Below are 18,033 nucleotides of genomic sequence, written 5' to 3'. Positions count from 1 at the left end.
TCATCGGTAGGTGGGAATATCCGCCCTTTGCGCACCCCGCAACGGCTTTGCGGCATTGAAGCGTCATGCAAAAATCTTGCTTCACATAACGCTGCCTGAAATCAAAGATTTCAACGCGTTACGTGATACGCGATGTTTCAGGTATTTCGTCAGACGCTCTAACTGCGCCTCAACACTTATTGCGCGCGCGCCTGCAATGCGGCAACGCGCGTACCCGACAGAAACGCAGTGAGGTCCTTTTCGTTCACGACGAAGCCAAGCTTCGCGTAAAAGGCGCGTGCGGGCGCATTGTCCGAATAGACCGTCAACCTGATCCCCGAAGTCTGCCACCGGCTGGCCCCTTCGGCGGCGGCAGCGGCCAGCAAACGTCTTCCAAGCGACTGTTTGCGCACCGAGGCATCGACCCAAAGGTCCGACACATATAGCACGGCACCGCCGCCCAGCGTCGTGAACAAGGGGGCTGCAAAAACCGCGCCAAAGACTTTACCGCCCTGCCGGGCCAGCAAGGCCATGGTGAAGCTGTCGGGGCCGAAAAGCGCCTTGGATACATCCTCTGGTGTGACCTTGAAGGGATCATCCAGATTGCGCGCCAGTGCCTGCAAAGCCGCCATCAAATCCGGCACATCAGCAGGACCCACCGTTTGGATGCGCACCTTGGAATCAGACATATTCAACCCCTTTCAACCCCGCTACGTCGCGTGTCACAGCAGCGGTTGCAACCCTGTGGTCCGGACTTTCGACACACCTTCTGATCTTGCAACCAGCCGCAAGGCCAATTCCTGTTGCGCGGCAACGACAATTGGCAAGCATCAGGCCGTTGAGGTAACGCCCAAAGCGTCGCGCAAAAACCTGAAGCATCCGCCGCTGACTGAAATCAGGGATTTCAACGCGGTAGGCGATATGCGGCCAATCTGGAGTTTCGTCAGACGCAATCGACAAGGGTGCGACGTCACACAGACCGTTTGCATCCCATGTCGATGCGTGCAAGCTAGCGGCATCAGGCGGCGGGACATTGCGTTCGCGCGCCTGGCAACTTTGGTATTTACCCGGTGAGACAAAAAGACATCGCTGACCAGCATGCGGGAGCACGCCATGAGCCGCTTTGAGCCGACAACAAAACCGATCGTTGCCGTCACCGGGGCCAGTCGTGGCATCGGGCACGCCATCGTCAAGAAGTTCTACGAGGATGGCTGGGACGTGCTGACGCTGGCGCGCACCCCCTTCAGCCAGGTGTGCCCATGGGCGGAAGGCATCGTGCATCACATCGAGACGGACCTGTCGGATGAAGCCTCTGTGCGGGCGGCGGCGCTGAACCTTCGCGACCGCCTCGGGGGCCGTGGGCTGGATGCGCTGGTGAACAACGCCGGAATCTCGCCCAAGGATGCGGCCGGCGGGCGTCTGCTGGCCACGCAAACCGAGATCGAGGTCTTTCGCAGAGTGGAGATGGTCAATCTGATCGCGCCGCTCATTCTGGTGCGCGAACTCCTTGACCCGTTGATGCAGGCGGGTGGGTCGGTCGTGAATGTCTCCTCCATCGCCGCCACGCAAGTGCACCCGTTTGCGGGCGCGGCCTATGCGATTTCCAAGGCCGGGCTGTCCGCGCTTACGCGCGAACTGGCGCATGAATTGGCCGCCAAGGGCGTGCGCGTCAATGCCGTCTCGCCCGGAGAGATCGAAACCTCGATCCTGTCACCGGGCACCAGCGAAGTCGTCAGCCGGGATGTGCCGATGAAACGGCTCGGTCATCCCGGAGAGGTTGCGGATGTGGTGGCTTTCCTGTGCTCAAAGGCATCATCCTACGTGAACGGCGCTGAAATCCCGATCAACGGCGGGCAGCATCTGGCGTGATCACGCCACCTCCGATGCGAAGGTTTCAAGGCTTTTCTCAACGATATCCACCATGTCGGAAACCTGTTGCTGCGTGATGATCAGCGGCGGGCAAAATGCCATTGCATCCATCACATTGCGCGAAATCAACCCGTTCTTGTGGAAAATCCGGTTCATATGCAGTCCAAGCGCCCCCGGCGCACGCGCATCGCCCGCCCCCTCGGGCGCGACAAGCTCAAGCGCTGCGATCAGGCCAACACCGCGGGTTTCACCCACCAACGGATGATCGGCGAAGCGCGCCAGTCCCGCCTGCAATTCCGCGCCACGTTCGGCTGCATTGCCGACGAGGTCACGCTCTTCGATGATCTTGAGGTTTTCCAGCGCAACCGCCGCGCCCACCGGATGCGCGCTCGCGGTATAGCCATGGCCGAGAATACCGATGCGGTTACCCTCATCCGCGATGGGCTCATAGACCCGCTCATTCATCATGAAGGCCGAGAACGGGAAATAGGACGAGGTCAGTTGCTTGGACATGGTCATGATGTCCGGTTTGATGTCATAGGTGTTTGATCCGAACATCTTGCCGGTGCGACCAAAGCCACAAATCACCTCATCCGCGATCAGCAGGATGTCATATTTCGCCAGAACCCCCTGTATCTTTTGCCAATAGGTCGCCGGTGGCACCACGACGCCCCCTGCCCCCATGATCGGTTCGGCAATGAAGGCGGCGATTGTGTCGGGCCCCTCGGACTGGATCATCGCGTCCAGATCCTCAGCACAGCGGGTCGCGAATGCCTCTTCACTTTCGCCGTCCCGCCCCTCCTTCCAGTAATGCGGGCATGTGGTGTGCAACACGCCCTCAATCGGCAGATCGAACGAGCGGTGATTGTTCGGCAACCCGGTCATGGACGCCGATGCAATGGTCACGCCATGATAGCCGCGCAGGCGTGAAATCACCTTCTTCTTCTCAGGTTTGCCAAGCGCGTTCGAGCGATACCAGATCATCTTGAGGATCGTGTCATTCGCTTCGGACCCCGAGTTGGTGAAAAACACCTTGCTCATCTGCACCGGTGCCATGTCGATCAACCGCTCCGCCAGATCAATCGCGGGTCCGTGCGATTTATGCGAAAAGCTATGGTAATAGGGCAGCGCGCGCATCTGGTTCTGCGCGGCGTCCACAAGGCGGCTTTCGTTGAACCCCACCGCGACGCTCCACAGACCGGCCATCCCTTCGATGTAGCGCTTGCCCTGATTGTCAAAGACATAGACCCCCTCGCCACGCTCGATCACCATCGGACCCTGCTCTTCATGTGCCCTGGGGTTGGTGTAGCCATGCAGATGATAGGCAACATCACGGGCTTCTATCGAATTGGGGCGCATTTCCATCAGGCTCAACCTTTTATTGTCATCCAGAATCAAAAGCCAATGGCATGAAAACGCACTGACCTGTTCCAATCATTGCTAGCGGTTCGCGGGCGGGTATGGCAACAGGTTATCATGACGAACATGCGCACACAGGTGGTGATCATCGGCGGCGGGCCCTCCGGCCTGTTACTGGCGCAGCTGCTGCACACATGCGGCATCGACAGTATTGTGCTGGAACGCCGCACGCGCGCGCATGTGCTTGCCCGGATCCGCGCGGGCGTGCTGGAAACCGGGTTGATCGACCTTTTGGAACAGGCAGGGGCCGGGGCGCGCGTGCGGCAGGATGGCATGCCGCATGAGGGCACATGGATCAGCTACGGGGACGAAGCCTTTCGCATTGATTTCGCCAAACACACGGGCAAATCCGTCATGGTATACGGACAAACCGAAGTGACCCGCGATCTTTACGCCGCGCGCGACCGCACCGGCGGGCAGACTGAATTTGAGGTCGAGGACGTCCGGATCGAGGGGGCCGACAGCGATGCACCGGCAGTCAGCTATCTGCAAACGGGCCAGCGCAAACGCATTGCCTGCGATTTCATTGCCGGATGTGACGGGTTTCACGGGGTCAGCCGCACCAGCATCCCTGAGGCCAAACGACGCTACTATGAAAAGACCTACCCCTTCGGCTGGCTGGGCATTCTGAGCGAAACGCCCCCGGTAAACGATGAGCTGATCTATGCCAATTCTGATCGTGGCTTTGCCCTGTGTTCCATGCGCACCCCGTCCCTGTCGCGGTACTATATCCAGTGTGAGGCAGGCGATCACACCGACAACTGGAGCGATGACGCCTTTTGGGCGGAACTGAAACGGCGGCTCCCGGCGGAACAGGCCGCCAATCTGATCACCGGCCCGTCGATTGAAAAATCCATTGCGCCGCTGCGGTCATTCGTCTGCGAGCCGATGCAATGGGGCCGGTTGTTTCTATGTGGCGATGCCGCCCATATCGTGCCGCCCACGGGTGCCAAGGGGCTGAACACGGCGGCGTCGGATGTGCATTACCTCTTTTCGGCGCTATCCCGCTGGTATCAGAACAATGATGCGGATGCGGTGGCGCAGTATTCGCAACATGCGCTGGCGCGGGTCTGGAAGGCCGAACGGTTCAGCTGGTGGTTTTCAAAACTCATGCACCGGTTCCCACATCACTCGGGCTTTGATTTGCGGATGCAGCGCGCCGAGATCGAATTTCTGCGCAGCAATCAAGCCGCACAGCAGGCCATGGCAGAAAACTACGTGGGCCTGCCCTACGACGACTAAAGCGTCATGCGCAAAAACTGAACCACATAACGCCGCCTGCAATCAAGGATTTCAACGCGTTACGTAATACTTGATGCGTCAGGTATTTCGTCAGACGCTCTAGCCCGCCAGCGACGGCAAAAACAGCACGATAGCGGGAAAGGCGACCAACAGCGCGATGGTGACAGCATCGGCCAGAAAGAACGGCGTCACACCCTTGAACACATCCTGCACATTCAGATCATCGCGCACCCCGGCAACCACGAAACAGTTCAGACCGATGGGCGGCGTGATCAGACAGAACTCCGCCATCTTGACCACCAGAATGCCGAACCAGATCGCACACATGGGCCCGGACATCCCGAAAGCACTGTCCGCAGCGGTCACGTATTCACCACCATTCAGCGCCATAACCGCCGGGTACACCACCGGCAGCGTCAACAGCAGCATGCCGATCGCATCCATGAACATGCCGAGGATGGCATAGGCCAACAGGATGCACACAAGGATCAGCATGGGCGACATATCCAGACCGGTGATCCAGCCCGCAAAGGCTTCGGGCAGTTCGGCAAAGCCGAGAAAGCGGACGTAGATCAACACTCCCCAGATGATCGAAAAGATCATCACGGTGAGTTTCGCGGTATCCAGCAAGGCGGTTTTAAGCTGCGACCAGCGCATGCCCCGGTAAAGGGCCATCAGGAAGATGATGAAAGCGCCGATGGCCCCCCCTTCGGTCGGGGTGCCCCAGGCATCTCCGAAAGGGTTGTAGACAAAAAACACGATGATCACGACCACCGCCACAATGGGCAAGGCGGGCGGCAGCGATTCAAACCGTTCGCGCCAGGTAAACCCGCTGACCGGCGGCCCGACGGATTTGAAAATGACCGCGATACCGATGATCAGCGTTGCATAGACCAGCGCGGAGAACATACCGGGGATAAACCCCGCGAGCAGCAACATGCCCACGTCCTGTTCCACGATGATGGCATAGATCACCAGAATCGCCGATGGCGGGATCAGCGAGGCCAGCGTGCCACCGGCGGCCACAACACCGGCTGCAAATTGTTTGTTGTACCCGATCTTCAGCATTTCGGGGATGGCAATGCGGGCAAAGACCGCCGCCGTCGCCACCGATGCGCCTGACACAGCCGCAAAGCCGGCGGTGGCGAATACCGTTGACACCGCAAGCCCACCGGGCACCCATGCGATCCAGCGTTTGCAGGCGGTAAACAGCGCCGTGGTCAGTTTGGCATGATAGGCCAGATAGCCGATCATGATGAACACGGGGATCAGGCTCAGCACCTGTGCGGACACTTTGGAATGCGGCGTGAGGCCCGCGATCTTGACGCTGATCTCGACCGCCTTCCAGAACCGTTCAGGATCATAATCAAAGCCGTTCCAGCGCAGCCAGACCAGCCCAACGAACCCGGCCAGACCCGCCGCAAAGGCCACGCGCATGCCAAGGATCACAAAGACCAGCAGCCCTCCGCTGACCCACAACCCGATGTCGATTGGCTCCATCAGTCGGCCCCTTCCAGCGCTTCGGCCTCAATGCGGGCCTGCTCGGCAATGGTCAGGTTCAGCGGGACCGCAACGGGGTTTTCAAGCCCCAGCACCAAAGCACGCCCGTAGCCCCATGTTTGCAGCAGTAGACGCAGCACCAGCACCCCAAAGGCGATGGGCACAACCAGTTTGGATGGCCAGAGCGGAATGCCCACATCAATCGAACTGTCCCGGCTGCACAGCGGGCGCGCGCAATCAAAGGAGCGGTCGAAATGGTTCCACGCCCCCCAGGTCAGGGCGACAATCAAAACGAGGATCAACAAGACCGAAATCAACTCAAAGAGCCAGAGCAAACGCCCCCTCAGCGCGCCCACCAGCATATCCATGCGCACATGGGTGCCGTCCCGCTGCACATAAGCGATACCCATGATCGCAATGATGGGCATCATGGCCTCGATATAATCCACATATCCGGCCATCGGTGAGCCAAAGAACTTGCGCCCGGTCACCGAATAGACGGCAAGAAACATCAGCGAGAAAATGGCAAGACCACTCAGCAAGGCGCAAAAGCGTTCAAGTGGTAAAAGTGCGCGGTCCAATCGGCTCAGCAGACTGGAATCTTCGAGCACCGCAGCGGAACCTGCCATGGCCCACCTCCCGTTGTATTTGGAACATCATGAAAAAAGGCCGCCCCCGGGGGGAGCGGCCCAAAACAGCTTAGCTGCCGCCCTTGGCTTCGGCCAAGGTGCTTACCACCAGATCATAGAGCTCTTGTCCCGGCAGGCCCTGCGCTTCCATGTCAGCGATCCATGCTTCATGGTTCGGTTTGCCTGCCTTGGCCTGAAACGCCTCGATCACCTCTGGCGCGATCTCAACCTTCTGCACGCCTTTTTCCGCCAGCACGGAATCCCAGCGCTCCAGAAGTTTGGCGTAATTTGCGAGGTAATAGTCGATGGCCTCGTCAACAGAGGAATCCAGCGCTTCACGATGCGTGTCCGACAGCGATTCATAGGCGTCGATGTTCACAACCACCGGGCAGTTCACCGTGCCGGGGTTGAGGTTCGCCGTCCACCAATCCGCCTGATTGATCGTGCCAAAGCTCAGATGCGCGTGCTGGGCAAAAGCGACCGTGTCCACCACGCCGCCCTGCATGGCCTGATAAGCCTCGGTTGCCGTCACGGATGTCGGCACCGCACCAACCGTCTTGAACGCTTCACCCAGACCACCTGTGGCGCGCACCCGCATGCCTTCGAACTCCGCAAGCTCGTCGCGCGGCTCGCCCGTGCCGACGATGTTATACTGCGGCATGGGCGAGGTCATCAGCAGCTTGGCATTCCACTGCGCCATCTCTTCGGTTGCCGCCGGGTGTGCGTAGACCGCGTTGGCTACCGCGACCTCCTGCTCAAGGTTTTCAACACCGAGGAAGGGCAACTCAAGCACCGTGATCACCCGGTTTTTGTCCGGATGATAGCCCGCACAGAACTGCGCCATTTCAAACGCCCCGATCGAGATCCCGTCAAGGTTTTCGCGGTTCTTCGACAAGCCGCCGTAGCTGACATTCATGGTGAATTCACCACCGGTCTTTTCCGACACGAGCTCGGCAAGTTTTTCAACATGTTCGGTAAAGGCACGGCGTTTGCCCCAAACCGACACGTTCCATTCCGTGGCCGCGGCCTCGGACACGAATGCAAAACTGATGGCGGCAACGGCCGCCCCACTGAGGTATTTATTCATGATATTTCTCCCTGGTTGCCCGTATTATTCAGAACGGATTGGGGCAAACCTACTCAACGCCAGCAAGACTGCCAAGCCCCCTTTGAATGCCTGCGTGAGCAACATCCCAGAACACGCCGGGATTTTTCAGATCTCACACCATCAGGCGCATCCGCACCGACAATGCAATCAAAGCCATCCATGAGGGCAAACCACATCATTTTACGCGGGCCCGCCACAATTTCCCCACCTCATTGAGGGTTATCGGCTTGTTTTTGATCCGCGATTGACTTCAAACTACACCCAGCACGCAAAGGGCTGGCAGCCAAGTCATCGGCCATACACAAGATGCCGCCCCATACGCACACGATCAAAGAGGGAGGAGCCACAATGTCCGACACGAAAAACACCCCGAAATCCTATCCGCCATCCGCTGACATGGTGGCAAATGCCCACGTCACCTTATCGCAATACGCGTCTCTTTATTCGGAGTCTGTTTCGGATTCTGAGGGGTTTTGGCGGCGTGAGGGGGGGCGGGTTGACTGGATCAAGCCGTTCACCAAGGTCAGGGATGTGAACTTCGATCTCGGCTCTGTGTCGATCAACTGGTACGGCGATGGGACGTTGAATGTGGCGGCCAATTGCGTCGATCGCCATCTGGCCACGCGCGCCGATCAGACCGCGATCATCTGGGAGCCGGATGACCCCAAGGATGCCGCCAAACATATCACCTACAAGCAATTGCATGTTTCGGTCTGCAAGATGGCCAATGTGCTGGAAAGCCTTGGCGTGCGGCGCGGCGACCGGGTGGTGATCTACCTGCCGATGATCCCCGAGGCGGCCTATGCGATGCTGGCCTGTGCGCGCATCGGCGCGATCCACTCCATCGTCTTTGCCGGGTTCTCGCCCGATGCACTTGCCGCGCGGATCAATGGCAGTGACGCCAAAGTCGTCATCACCGCCGATCACGCCCCGCGCGGCGGGCGCGCCACAGCGCTCAAGGCCAATACGGATGCGGCCCTGCTGCACTGCAAGGACAGCGTGAAGTGCCTCGTCGTCAAGCGCACAGGCGGGCAGACCACCTGGATCGACGGGCGCGATTTTGACTGCGGCGAGATGATGCTGGAGGCCTCCGATGTCTCCCACCCCGCCGAGATGAACGCCGAAGACCCGCTGTTCATCCTCTATACCTCCGGCTCCACCGGGCAGCCCAAGGGCGTCGTGCACACCTCGGGCGGCTATCTCACCTATGCCGCGATGACCCATGAGATCGTGTTTGATTACCACGATGGCGATGTGTTCTGGTGCACCGCCGATGTGGGCTGGGTGACGGGCCACAGCTATATCGTCTACGGGCCGCTGGCCAATGGCGCGACCACCATCATGTTCGAGGGCGTGCCGACCTACCCCGATGCCAGCCGCTTCTGGCAGGTCTGCGAAAAGCACAAAGTCAACCAGTTCTACACCGCCCCCACCGCCATCCGCGCGCTGATGGGACAGGGCAAGGAGTTCGTCGAAAAATGCGATCTGAGTGATCTCAAGGTGCTGGGCACCGTGGGCGAGCCGATCAACCCCGAGGCCTGGAACTGGTACAATGACGTGGTGGGCAAGGGCAAATGCCCCATCGTCGACACCTGGTGGCAGACCGAAACAGGCGGGCATCTGATGACCCCTCTGCCCGGCGCGCATACCATGAAACCGGGCTCGGCGATGAAGCCTTTCTTTGGCATCAAGCCGATGGTGCTGGAGCCTGCGTCAGGCGAGGTGCTGGAGGGCAACGACGTCGAGGGCGTGCTGGTCATCGCCGACAGCTGGCCCGGCCAGATGCGCACCATCTGGGGCGATCACGAACGCTTCGAAAAGACCTACTTCTCTGATTACAAAGGCTATTACTTCACCGGAGATGGCTGCAAGCGCGACGCGGACGGCGATTACTGGATCACGGGACGGGTCGATGACGTGATCAACGTCTCGGGCCACCGCATGGGCACCGCAGAGGTCGAAAGCGCGCTGGTCGCCCACGCCAAAGTCGCCGAAGCCGCCGTTGTCGGATACCCGCATGACATCAAGGGACAGGGCATCTACTGCTACGTCACGCTGATGAACGGCGAAGAGCCCAGCGATGAGCTCTATCAGGAATTGCGCAAATGGGTCCGCGCAGAAATCGGCCCCATCGCATCCCCAGACCTCATCCAATGGGCCCCCGGCCTGCCCAAAACACGCTCCGGCAAAATCATGCGCCGCATCCTGCGCAAAATCGCCGAAGACGACTTCGCAACCCTCGGAGACACCTCAACACTCGCAGACCCAACCGTCGTAGATGACCTCATCAAAAACAGAATGAACAAACAGGACGCTTGATAATATGGATGGGTCGTGCCTCGCGCGATGTCACGACCCCGAATTGCTGCGCGGCAGGCCGTGGATACTGTCTGGCGCGCAGGATCCTCTTGCCCTGACAGGTTTCGAATTTATATCGTCACACTCCGAGCGTCATTGGGAATGCGGTATCAGAATGTGCGAACTCAAATCTCTGCGTCAACAGCGGTTTCAAACGTGAGCGCGGCCCATGCTTTCGAGCCGAGCCCGGATCATAGCCGTGACCTGCGCACCGCATTCGGGTGTTTTGGAACCGGGGTGACCGTGATCTGCGCCCAGACGCCCGATGGACCGGTGGGGATGACGGCCAACTCGTTTTCCGCCATATCGCTTGACCCGCCGCTTGTGCTTTGGGCACCGTCCAGCAGTTCGAAACGGCATGCGGCCTTTGTGAGCGCTGAACACTTCTGCGTTCACATCCTCGCAGCGGATCAACTCAGCATGGCGCGCCATTTCGCCAGTAACGGCACGGATTTTGACGCCTTTGATTGGTATAAGGGGCCTTTAGGCGCCCCTACGCTGCGCGGATGCATTGCGGAGTTTCATTGCGACACGGATGCGATCCACCCGGCCGGCGATCACTCCCTGATCCTTGGGCTTGTGCGCCGCGTTGTACACCGCGCCAATGGCAAGAACGGTCTGTTGTTTGATCAGAGCCGTTTTGGACAGTTTTCGCCCACCGGACCTGCCGATCAATAATCCCGTTCGAAAAAGAAGCCCACACTGCTGTCGCCATCCTCAGCCACGGTCGCCTTGCCTTTGAGGTCGCTGGTCAGATCGATGTTCAGCGAGATATCCGTGCCCTTGTCGCTGTTGTTGGTCACATCCGTATAAATCGTATCCGTGATGTATTTCCCCGCCGACACGGAGGTCGCGCCATCCTCATCGGTGGTGACATCCAATTCGTCCAGCCCGGCCCCGCTGCGCAAACCGCCAAGCACATTGACGCCGCCACGCCCGGAAAGCTGAGAGATGCCATTGGCCAGTTGCAGCGCCTGGAATGCCGACAGTTCCGACACGTAGCGCCCGAAGAGGATCAGCGACATCACCTCGTCTTCCGGGGCCTCGGGCACGGCGCTGAAGGTGATATCCGGCTCATCCGCCAGACCGTCAACGGTGATGCTGGCCGTGCCTTCAGGGGTCTGCGTGGTCGTGACAAAGCGGATGTAAGGGGTCACACTGCCCTGAAACTGGATCGACCCTTCGTCCAGTTCAAACCGCTTGCCGATGATATCCAGACGCCCCCGGATCAGATCGAAACTGCCTGATGAGATGATGTTGTTGGTATCCCCGCGCACCGACAGATCGCCGCCCATTTCGGCGTTGATCCCACGCCCGCGCACAAAGAGTTTTGACGGCGCATTGATGTCGATGGCGAGGGGAAATGCAGGCGCGTCGGTGCTTTGCTGTTTCTCTTCCTTTGGCAACACGCCCGCATGGGCCTGGGTCACAGCGGCGCGCTGCGGTGCGCCGATGTGACGGATTTCAGGGATCGCGCCGATGGAGGTCACACCAGTGCCCGGTACGGTAATATTGACCTCTTTCAGGTCAATCTGCCCGGCAATCCGCGCCCCGCCCGTCAATGGCCCGTCAACGTTGATATCCGCACCGATGGTTGCGGCATAGAGGTTGGGATCCAGCAGCAGCGCGTCGCGCAAGGCAATCGTGAGATCGCCCACAAGAGTGGCCAGATTGACCGAGCCACCGACTTCGACCCGGCCACCGGTCACGAAATTCGCCCCCACGTCCAGCTGAGCGGTATTGCTGCGCAAATCGACACGGGTATCCAGATTTTCCAGCCCAAGACGCAGGTTCGGGTCAGAAAACTGCGCCCCGTTGCTGGTGATCTGCCCGCTCAGCGCCTCCAGCGATGGCGCGCCTTGCAGGGCGAGGTCAAAGGCCGCCTGCCCCACGAGGTTGCGCGGTGCAAGGAATGGCGCGGCCAGACCAAGCGGCACTGCCCCCTCGATGTCCAGATCAACCGTGCTCGCGTCCTGTGCAGCAGTGCCTGCAATCGTCGCGGTCATTCCCGCCGGCCCTTCGAGCAGCGTATCCACCGCCCACCCTTCGCCCGCGCGGGCCAGATCGCCTTTCAGCGCCAGAGGTCCGCCGATATCAGGGACCAGAACGCTCATATCGGGCAGGCTGGCGTCAAAGGTGACTTTCGCGTCAGGCCCCGTGGCAAGGCCCAGAACCTCAAGCCGCCCGTCAAAGGGCACATCCGCCTTGACGTCGATCTGATAGCCGGCGGTGGACTGCCAAAGCCGCCCCTTTGCAGAAACCGGCCCCTGCGCATCCGGCACAAGCGGCTGGATTTCCGGGATCGAGACGTCAAAGTTCAGGTCGGCGTCCGGACCGGTCGCAAGCCCCGAAACCACCGCGCGCGCATCATAGGGCGCATCGAGCGCGGCTTCGATCTGCCAACCTGCCTGTGACTGGCTTGCATCCGCATCAAGCGACAACGCTCCCTGATACTGTGGTGCGACCAACGCAACATCCGACAGCCTGACCCGCGCGACCACCTCACTGCCCATGCTGCGCAGCGCGGCATCGGCCGTCACATCCAATGCATCATTTTGCAGCGACAAGTCGCGCAGGAATGTCCCCGTGGCATCACGTGCCGCACCCAGTGACAACTCTGTGCGACCTGTCAGCAGGGCGTCTGCCTGCGGGACATCGACGATCACATCCTGTGCGGAGCCCGCGATCTTGAGGTCGAACATGCTGGACAATGGCACAACGCGCCCGGCAACCGACAGATCCGCCGCCCCGCTCAAGGGTCGCCCGGCAAGACCGGCAAAACGCGATAAATCCCGCGTCACGACGGCCAGATCAAGGGTGGTGGGAAAGCCGCCGTCCAACCCTTCGATCACCACGTCGCCATCCAGTCCGAAATCGGGACCAGCCAGCGAAAGGTCGGTGATCTCGATGGGTTCATCCTCGACATACGTGATCGTGGCAAAGCCGTTTATCGCATCACCCAAGGCCTGCGCCGTGTTCTCATCGCTCAGTTCCACGCCCGTCGCATCAAGCCGCAGATCGGTGGCAAAGCGGCCGATGCTGTCCACGCTGCCATCGAGCGTGCCATCCAGCACCAGTTCGAGGCGCGCAACCTGTGCCGCCGAGTGTTGCAGATTGTCGATGTCAAACACACCCGTGAATACATCCCCTGCCGTCTCGTCAAATGAGATATCCAGCCCGATGGCACTGACCGTGACACCCGCATCCGACCCCGGCAGGACAACATCCCCATCATCCTGCGCAATCAAACCCTTGACGTCGACAAAGCTCGGCCACATGTCACTGTTAAGTCGCACTTTACCAGCAAGATCAACGGCCTGCGCGTCGATGCTAAAGTCCTGCACATCAACGGAACCATCCGCCACCAGAAGCGTGTCCAGTTTCAGCCCCACGTCGGGGCCAAAGAAATCCTGATACTCCGGTGCGATCAAGGCGGTGATATCGCCCCCGAGATCAGCGCGGATGCGGCGGTCAGGACCGGCATCAACCACAGCGCTTTCTTCGGCGCGCAAGGAGACCTGCCCGGCGAGACGCGGCTGCCCTGCGGTCGATAACGCGATATCAGCGGTAAAGTCATCCAGCGGGCCAAGACCGGCGACGCTCAGATCCACCGATGGTTTGTCCGGCAGGTTGAGCAATTGCGCCGTAATGCCATCCGCCGCTTCGGACAGGGTCAGGTTGAGGTCAATCTCCGCGCCATCCCGCTCCACATTTGTGCGCAGGGCGAATGTACCTGCGACCTCGTCGATACGGTCAGCCGTGAGGTCCAGAAACAGCCCGTCATCATCCAGCCGCGCGCGCGCTTTGAGGGACAGTCGCGCCGCCACCCCCAGAATGGGCTCTCCCAGATCAATTTCAGACACTTCAAAGGCATCAATGTTGATCGACACAGGCAATTCAGGCAATTGCAGGCTGAACTCTTCCGCCTCGGCGGGTGGGATCTCAACGGGTTGCTCTTCTGCGATGGGCAAGCGTGCCACCTTCAGGGAACTTGCGGTCAGGCTGTCGACCTTGAGACGTCCGCGCAGCAGTGCGGTGCGGCTCCAGATCAGCGATACCTCTTCCAGCGTCAGCCAGATGCCTTCGGCATCGGCGATCGTCATGGTCTCGAACGTCGCCTCGGAACTCAGCGCGCCGGCAAAACCAACGATGTTCACCTCGCGTCCGGCCCCCGACAGCGCACCCTCGATCGTGCGGGTCAGAAAGCCACCGTCATCCTCATCCTCTTGCGCCACGAGCGAGAGCGGCAAACATGTCAGGGTGACAGCAATGATCAGCAGGTATCTCAAAACGACTGGCCTATCCCGAAATAGAGTTGGAAGCTTTCCCCATCTGTATCACCGCTTGTCGGTACACCAACATCAAAACGCAGCGGCCCGATCGGTGTCTCATACCTGATGCCAACGCCTGCGCCGCTGTGCCACTCACCGGAGCCATCTGGAAATGCTTCCTCACCGATGTAGCCTGCATCGACAAAGCCAATATACCCAAGACTGCCGGTCGTGCGCAGACGCAGCTCCGCGGACAGGCCCAGAAAGGAGCGGCCACCGATAATGTCACCGCCGCCCACATCCACGCCGAGGGATTCGAAATCCTGTCCCCGCACAGTGCCCCCACCACCGGAATAGAACAGGAAATCCGCCGGTGCGTCACGCAGCGACGGTCCGGCCAAGGACCCCAGTTGCGCGCGCAGCGCCAGCGTTGTGGGGCTCGTTTCGCCAGCGGTCAGATAGGTGCGCACATCCAGTTCAGAGAGCAAACCATTGTCGGTCCCGGACAAGGCAACAAACGGCGTCAGCTTCGCCTCTGCGTAATAGCCGCGCCGCGCGTCCAACTCGTTGTTGCGATAATCATAGGTCGCGCCCACCGGCAGGAGGAAAAGCGTGTAATCGCTGTCACCGAAGGCGTCTTCGGTGGTGGCGCGGCTGAATCCGAGGCCAAAGCGGTATGTGCGCTCATCCGTTGCGAAATACGTGATGCCCGCCCCGACCGAGACGCTGCGCGAAAAGTAGTTTGGCTCATCTTCCTGCTCAATCTCGCCGAAGGCAAAAAAGTTGATGTCCTTGCTGAATGTCGCCGGGCGCTCAAAGCGGGTTCCGAGCAAATAATCGATCCCCCCGGTATCTCCACCGATACCGCCGATTTCGGCATCAAAGCGCAGGCTTTCAGCCCCGCCAAAGATGTTGCGGTGCAGCCAGAAACCGCTGAGGGTCACGCCTTCGATCGTTGCGAATTCACCGCCAAAACCCAGGCGACGCGGCTTGTTATCCGCGACGCGCACATTGATGGGCAGCGTATCGCCACTGTCTGACACCTCGCCTTCGATCATGGCCACAGATCGGAACGCGCCCGAACGGCGCAGGCGGCCAGCCGCATCCCTGACTTCCTCGGGGGAAAACTGTTCCCCCTCGGGCAGCCCTGCAATCTCGATGATCCGCTCTCGACTGACCGCCGACTCGCCCCGCACGCGCAACGCGCCAAAGCTGAGCTTTGGACCGGGATCAATCCGCACTTTTGCGTCGATCTGTGCGCTGCCATGGCGCGCCGTGATTTGCTGGTCGGTGACTTCGGCCTTGGCATGCCCCGCATCGCGCCACCCCGATACCGCCGATGCGGCTGCGGATTGCAACAAGGTGATGCGCGCGACCTCGCCCTTTTCCAATTCTTCTGGCAAGGTCGTGTTTTGGTTCAGCGGGCTGACCTCGACCGCGCCAAAGCGGAACTGACGCCCCGGATCAACGGTGATGGTCGCCACCGACACGCGTTCGGGCGGCGTAACCGCAAGAATCGACGCGGCCTCGCGCCCATCGAGTTTGATTTCGATCGTGGGGCCAAAATATCCCCTGCTGTAGAGCACGGCCAGCAGGCGACGATAATCCGCCTGCGCTGAGGACACGATTTCACGCACATCCGGCGTTTCTTCCAACAGCGATTGTTCGATCAGGAGCGAGCCGCCTTGCAATTCAGCCGCAAGCTCTTCGTCCAGGGGGCCCGACAGCGTCGCCTCATAGGCCAGAGCAGAGCTTGCGAAACAGATGCACAATGCCGATGCCAGCGCAGAGATGTTCCGACTGCCCCAAGACGCATTGTGCATCGCCATATTACCTCTGCCCCCTCTTGGATACGCATCTGACGTCTATATGTTGGGGTCAGGATGCGCCCGGATGCTAGCCTTATAGCGGCAAACTGTGACGCGCTGCAAACAGTCTCCCGGCCCGGCGCTGCCGTTTTTTCAGTTTTTTAACTCTCGCGGACCAGTTATCCGGCAATTCCAAATGTCAGCCAGCACCAAAGCATGATGATATAGGTCAGCTGATGCAACGCCTGGTCCACACCCGTCGCCCGCCAGTAAGCGGCATCGTCAGGTGTCAGGTTTTGCCGCGCCGTATAGCGCCCCTTCGCCCAATCGATGTGATAATGCGCGATCCATTCGCCAACAGCGACCAACAGGATCAACATCACCGGGGTGCCCATGATGAGAAAAGCCAGCGCCGAACCCGCAGCGTGAACGCCCGCGTGCAAAAAGCGCCCCTGATGCAGATAGATGTCACGTCCGCCCAACATGGATCTGGTTTGCAGGAAATAATCGGCAAACATGTGTTTTGCCTGCAGCAAACAGAGGAGAACAATCAAAGCCTCAAATACGTCGCCCAAACCAATCCCCTCTCGGACCTGAACCAAAACCTTAAAATAAAAATACCTTACACCCAGTAAATACAGGCTGCATACAATTTAACGGGGAAAACGTCACCTCTCTTCCCGCACCGATGAAATAATGACACGGGAGGGGATATGCGCACCAAGGCTTAACGATAGAGCAGCGATTGACCGTTCTGGAACAGGTGCACCTTGGCCGCATGAGCCGTCATTTTCATTTGTGACCCTTTCACCCCGGCATGGATACCTTGCAGCTTGCCAATGACGGCTGCGTCATCCGCACCCTTCTTTTCGAAATAGAGCTGCGTCACCTCGCCCAGGGCTTCAACGATTTCAACCTTGCCGGCAAAGGCATAGTCCTCATGCTCCGTGGCGATCATGTCTTCGGGACGAATGCCCACGTTGACCCGCGCACCGCGGTCGTTTTCAGTGGTCGGGATATCCGCCACGATGGTGCCCTGCCCTGTGTCAACGCGCACCTTCGTGACCTCACCGGTTTGGACGATCTCTCCGGGCATCAGGTTCATGGCCGGCGAGCCGATGAATTGCGCGACGAATTCGTTCTCGGGCCGCTCATAAAGTTCCAGCGGCGTGCCGACCTGCGCGATCCCCTTGTTGGCCAGCACCACGATACGGGTGGCCAGTGTCATCGCTTCCACCTGATCATGTGTGACGTAGATCATGGTTGAATTCGGCATGCTCTCCTTGAGCTGCGCGATCTCGATCCGCGTGGCCACGCGCAAGGACGCATCCAGATTGGAGAGCGGTTCATCAAAGAGATAAACCTTGGGGTTGCGCACAATCGAGCGCCCGATCGCGACCCGCTGACGCTGCCCGCCCGACAGCGCCTTGGGCAGACGGTCAAGGTATTCATCCAGTTGCAGCACCTTGGCCGCACGGTTGACCGCCTCGTCAATCTCGCTGGGTGATTTCTTGGCGAGCTTCAAGGCAAAGGCCATGTTGTCGCGCACCGTCATATGCGGGTAAAGCGCGTAGGACTGGAAGACCATGGCGATCCCGCGCTGCGCTGGCGGGACGTCATTCATTCGCTGACCGTCAATCAGCAACTCACCCGACGTGATCTTTTCAAGCCCCGCAATCATCCGCAGCAGTGTCGATTTTCCGCATCCCGACGGGCCAACAAAGACGATCAACTCCCCGGTTTCAATATCGAGGTTGATGTTTTTCAGCACCTCAACAGTGCCCCCATAGGCCTTGCCAACGTCTGTCAGATTGAGATTTGCCATATCTTACGTCCCTCCCAAGACGCGG

13 protein-coding genes are annotated in these 18,033 nt (G+C 59.7%); 4 read left to right on the top strand and 9 right to left on the bottom strand.

The features are described from left to right. Window positions 1-176 precede the first annotated feature (176 nt). Window positions 177-668: a GNAT family N-acetyltransferase gene (locus RD1_RS10780; RefSeq protein WP_011568533.1), complete on the bottom strand. Its 492-nt coding sequence runs from the start codon at window positions 666-668 to the stop codon at window positions 177-179. A gap of 424 nt (window positions 669-1,092) precedes the next feature. On the opposite strand from RD1_RS10780, the gene RD1_RS10770 reads away from it, so the two are divergent. Continuing rightward, complete coding sequence (locus RD1_RS10770) at window positions 1,093-1,848, top strand: SDR family NAD(P)-dependent oxidoreductase (RefSeq protein ID WP_011568531.1); 756 nt, start codon at window positions 1,093-1,095, stop codon at window positions 1,846-1,848. Here the strand turns inward: RD1_RS10770 and RD1_RS10765 are convergent, their stop codons facing one another. Then, the gene (locus RD1_RS10765; protein WP_044033419.1) at window positions 1,849-3,213 is read right to left on the bottom strand and encodes an aspartate aminotransferase family protein; all 1,365 of its coding nucleotides are present in this window, start codon (window positions 3,211-3,213) and stop codon (window positions 1,849-1,851) included. A 120-nt stretch (window positions 3,214-3,333) separates the two neighbouring features. Here RD1_RS10765 and pobA point away from each other — a divergent pair, with 120 nt between their 5' ends. Beyond that, window positions 3,334-4,509 carry a 4-hydroxybenzoate 3-monooxygenase gene (pobA, locus tag RD1_RS10760; RefSeq protein ID WP_011568529.1) on the top strand — a complete coding sequence of 392 codons (1,176 nt, stop codon included), beginning with the start codon at window positions 3,334-3,336 and terminating at the stop codon, window positions 4,507-4,509. A 99-nt stretch (window positions 4,510-4,608) separates the two neighbouring features. Here pobA and RD1_RS10755 read toward each other — a convergent pair whose 3' ends face one another. The 3 genes from RD1_RS10755 to dctP all read right to left on the bottom strand — a co-directional run bounded on the left by RD1_RS10755 (window position 4,609) and on the right by dctP (window position 7,725). Continuing rightward, window positions 4,609-6,009 (bottom strand): TRAP transporter large permease, encoded by a 1,401-nt coding sequence (locus RD1_RS10755; RefSeq protein WP_011568528.1) that lies wholly within the window; start codon window positions 6,007-6,009, stop codon window positions 4,609-4,611. Next, entirely contained in the window at window positions 6,009-6,638 is a 630-nt protein-coding gene (locus tag RD1_RS10750; RefSeq protein WP_011568527.1) for a TRAP transporter small permease subunit, read from the bottom strand. Before RD1_RS10750 ends, RD1_RS10755 begins: the two co-directional genes overlap by 1 nt. Window positions 6,639-6,708: 70 nt before the next feature. Continuing rightward, window positions 6,709-7,725, bottom strand: a complete 1,017-nt coding sequence (gene dctP / locus RD1_RS10745) for a TRAP transporter substrate-binding protein DctP (protein ID WP_011568526.1) — start codon at window positions 7,723-7,725, stop codon at window positions 6,709-6,711. 369 nt (window positions 7,726-8,094) lie between these two features. Here dctP and acs point away from each other — a divergent pair, with 369 nt between their 5' ends. Further along, a complete protein-coding gene (acs, locus tag RD1_RS10740) occupies window positions 8,095-10,065 on the top strand; it encodes an acetate--CoA ligase (protein ID WP_011568525.1) in 1,971 nt (656 codons plus the stop codon). A gap of 195 nt (window positions 10,066-10,260) precedes the next feature. Beyond that, the gene (locus RD1_RS10735; RefSeq protein WP_011568524.1) at window positions 10,261-10,782 is read left to right on the top strand and encodes a flavin reductase family protein; all 522 of its coding nucleotides are present in this window, start codon (window positions 10,261-10,263) and stop codon (window positions 10,780-10,782) included. On the opposite strand, the gene RD1_RS10730 is transcribed toward RD1_RS10735, so the two are convergent. The 4 genes from RD1_RS10730 to RD1_RS10715 form a co-directional block, all read right to left on the bottom strand. Next, window positions 10,776-14,393 (bottom strand): translocation/assembly module TamB domain-containing protein, encoded by a 3,618-nt coding sequence (locus tag RD1_RS10730; RefSeq protein WP_011568523.1) that lies wholly within the window; start codon window positions 14,391-14,393, stop codon window positions 10,776-10,778. The genes RD1_RS10735 and RD1_RS10730 overlap by 7 nt on opposite strands. Continuing rightward, window positions 14,390-16,198 (bottom strand): autotransporter assembly complex protein TamA, encoded by a 1,809-nt coding sequence (locus tag RD1_RS10725; RefSeq protein ID WP_245897262.1) that lies wholly within the window; start codon window positions 16,196-16,198, stop codon window positions 14,390-14,392. Before RD1_RS10725 ends, RD1_RS10730 begins: the two co-directional genes overlap by 4 nt. Window positions 16,199-16,362: 164 nt before the next feature. After that, window positions 16,363-16,701, bottom strand: coding sequence for a DUF3307 domain-containing protein (locus RD1_RS10720; protein ID WP_050759129.1), 339 nt, complete (start codon window positions 16,699-16,701; stop codon window positions 16,363-16,365). A gap of 209 nt (window positions 16,702-16,910) precedes the next feature. Further along, window positions 16,911-18,008: an ABC transporter ATP-binding protein gene (locus tag RD1_RS10715; RefSeq protein ID WP_011568520.1), complete on the bottom strand. Its 1,098-nt coding sequence runs from the start codon at window positions 18,006-18,008 to the stop codon at window positions 16,911-16,913. Window positions 18,009-18,033: the final 25 nt, after the last annotated feature.

Origin of the sequence: Roseobacter denitrificans OCh 114, from assembly GCF_000014045.1 — a bacterium.
Classification (GTDB): Bacteria; Pseudomonadota; Alphaproteobacteria; order Rhodobacterales; family Rhodobacteraceae; genus Roseobacter; species Roseobacter denitrificans.
The sequence above is the reverse complement of the archived record's forward strand: the minus strand, read 5'-3'. Positions and strand labels throughout refer to the sequence as shown.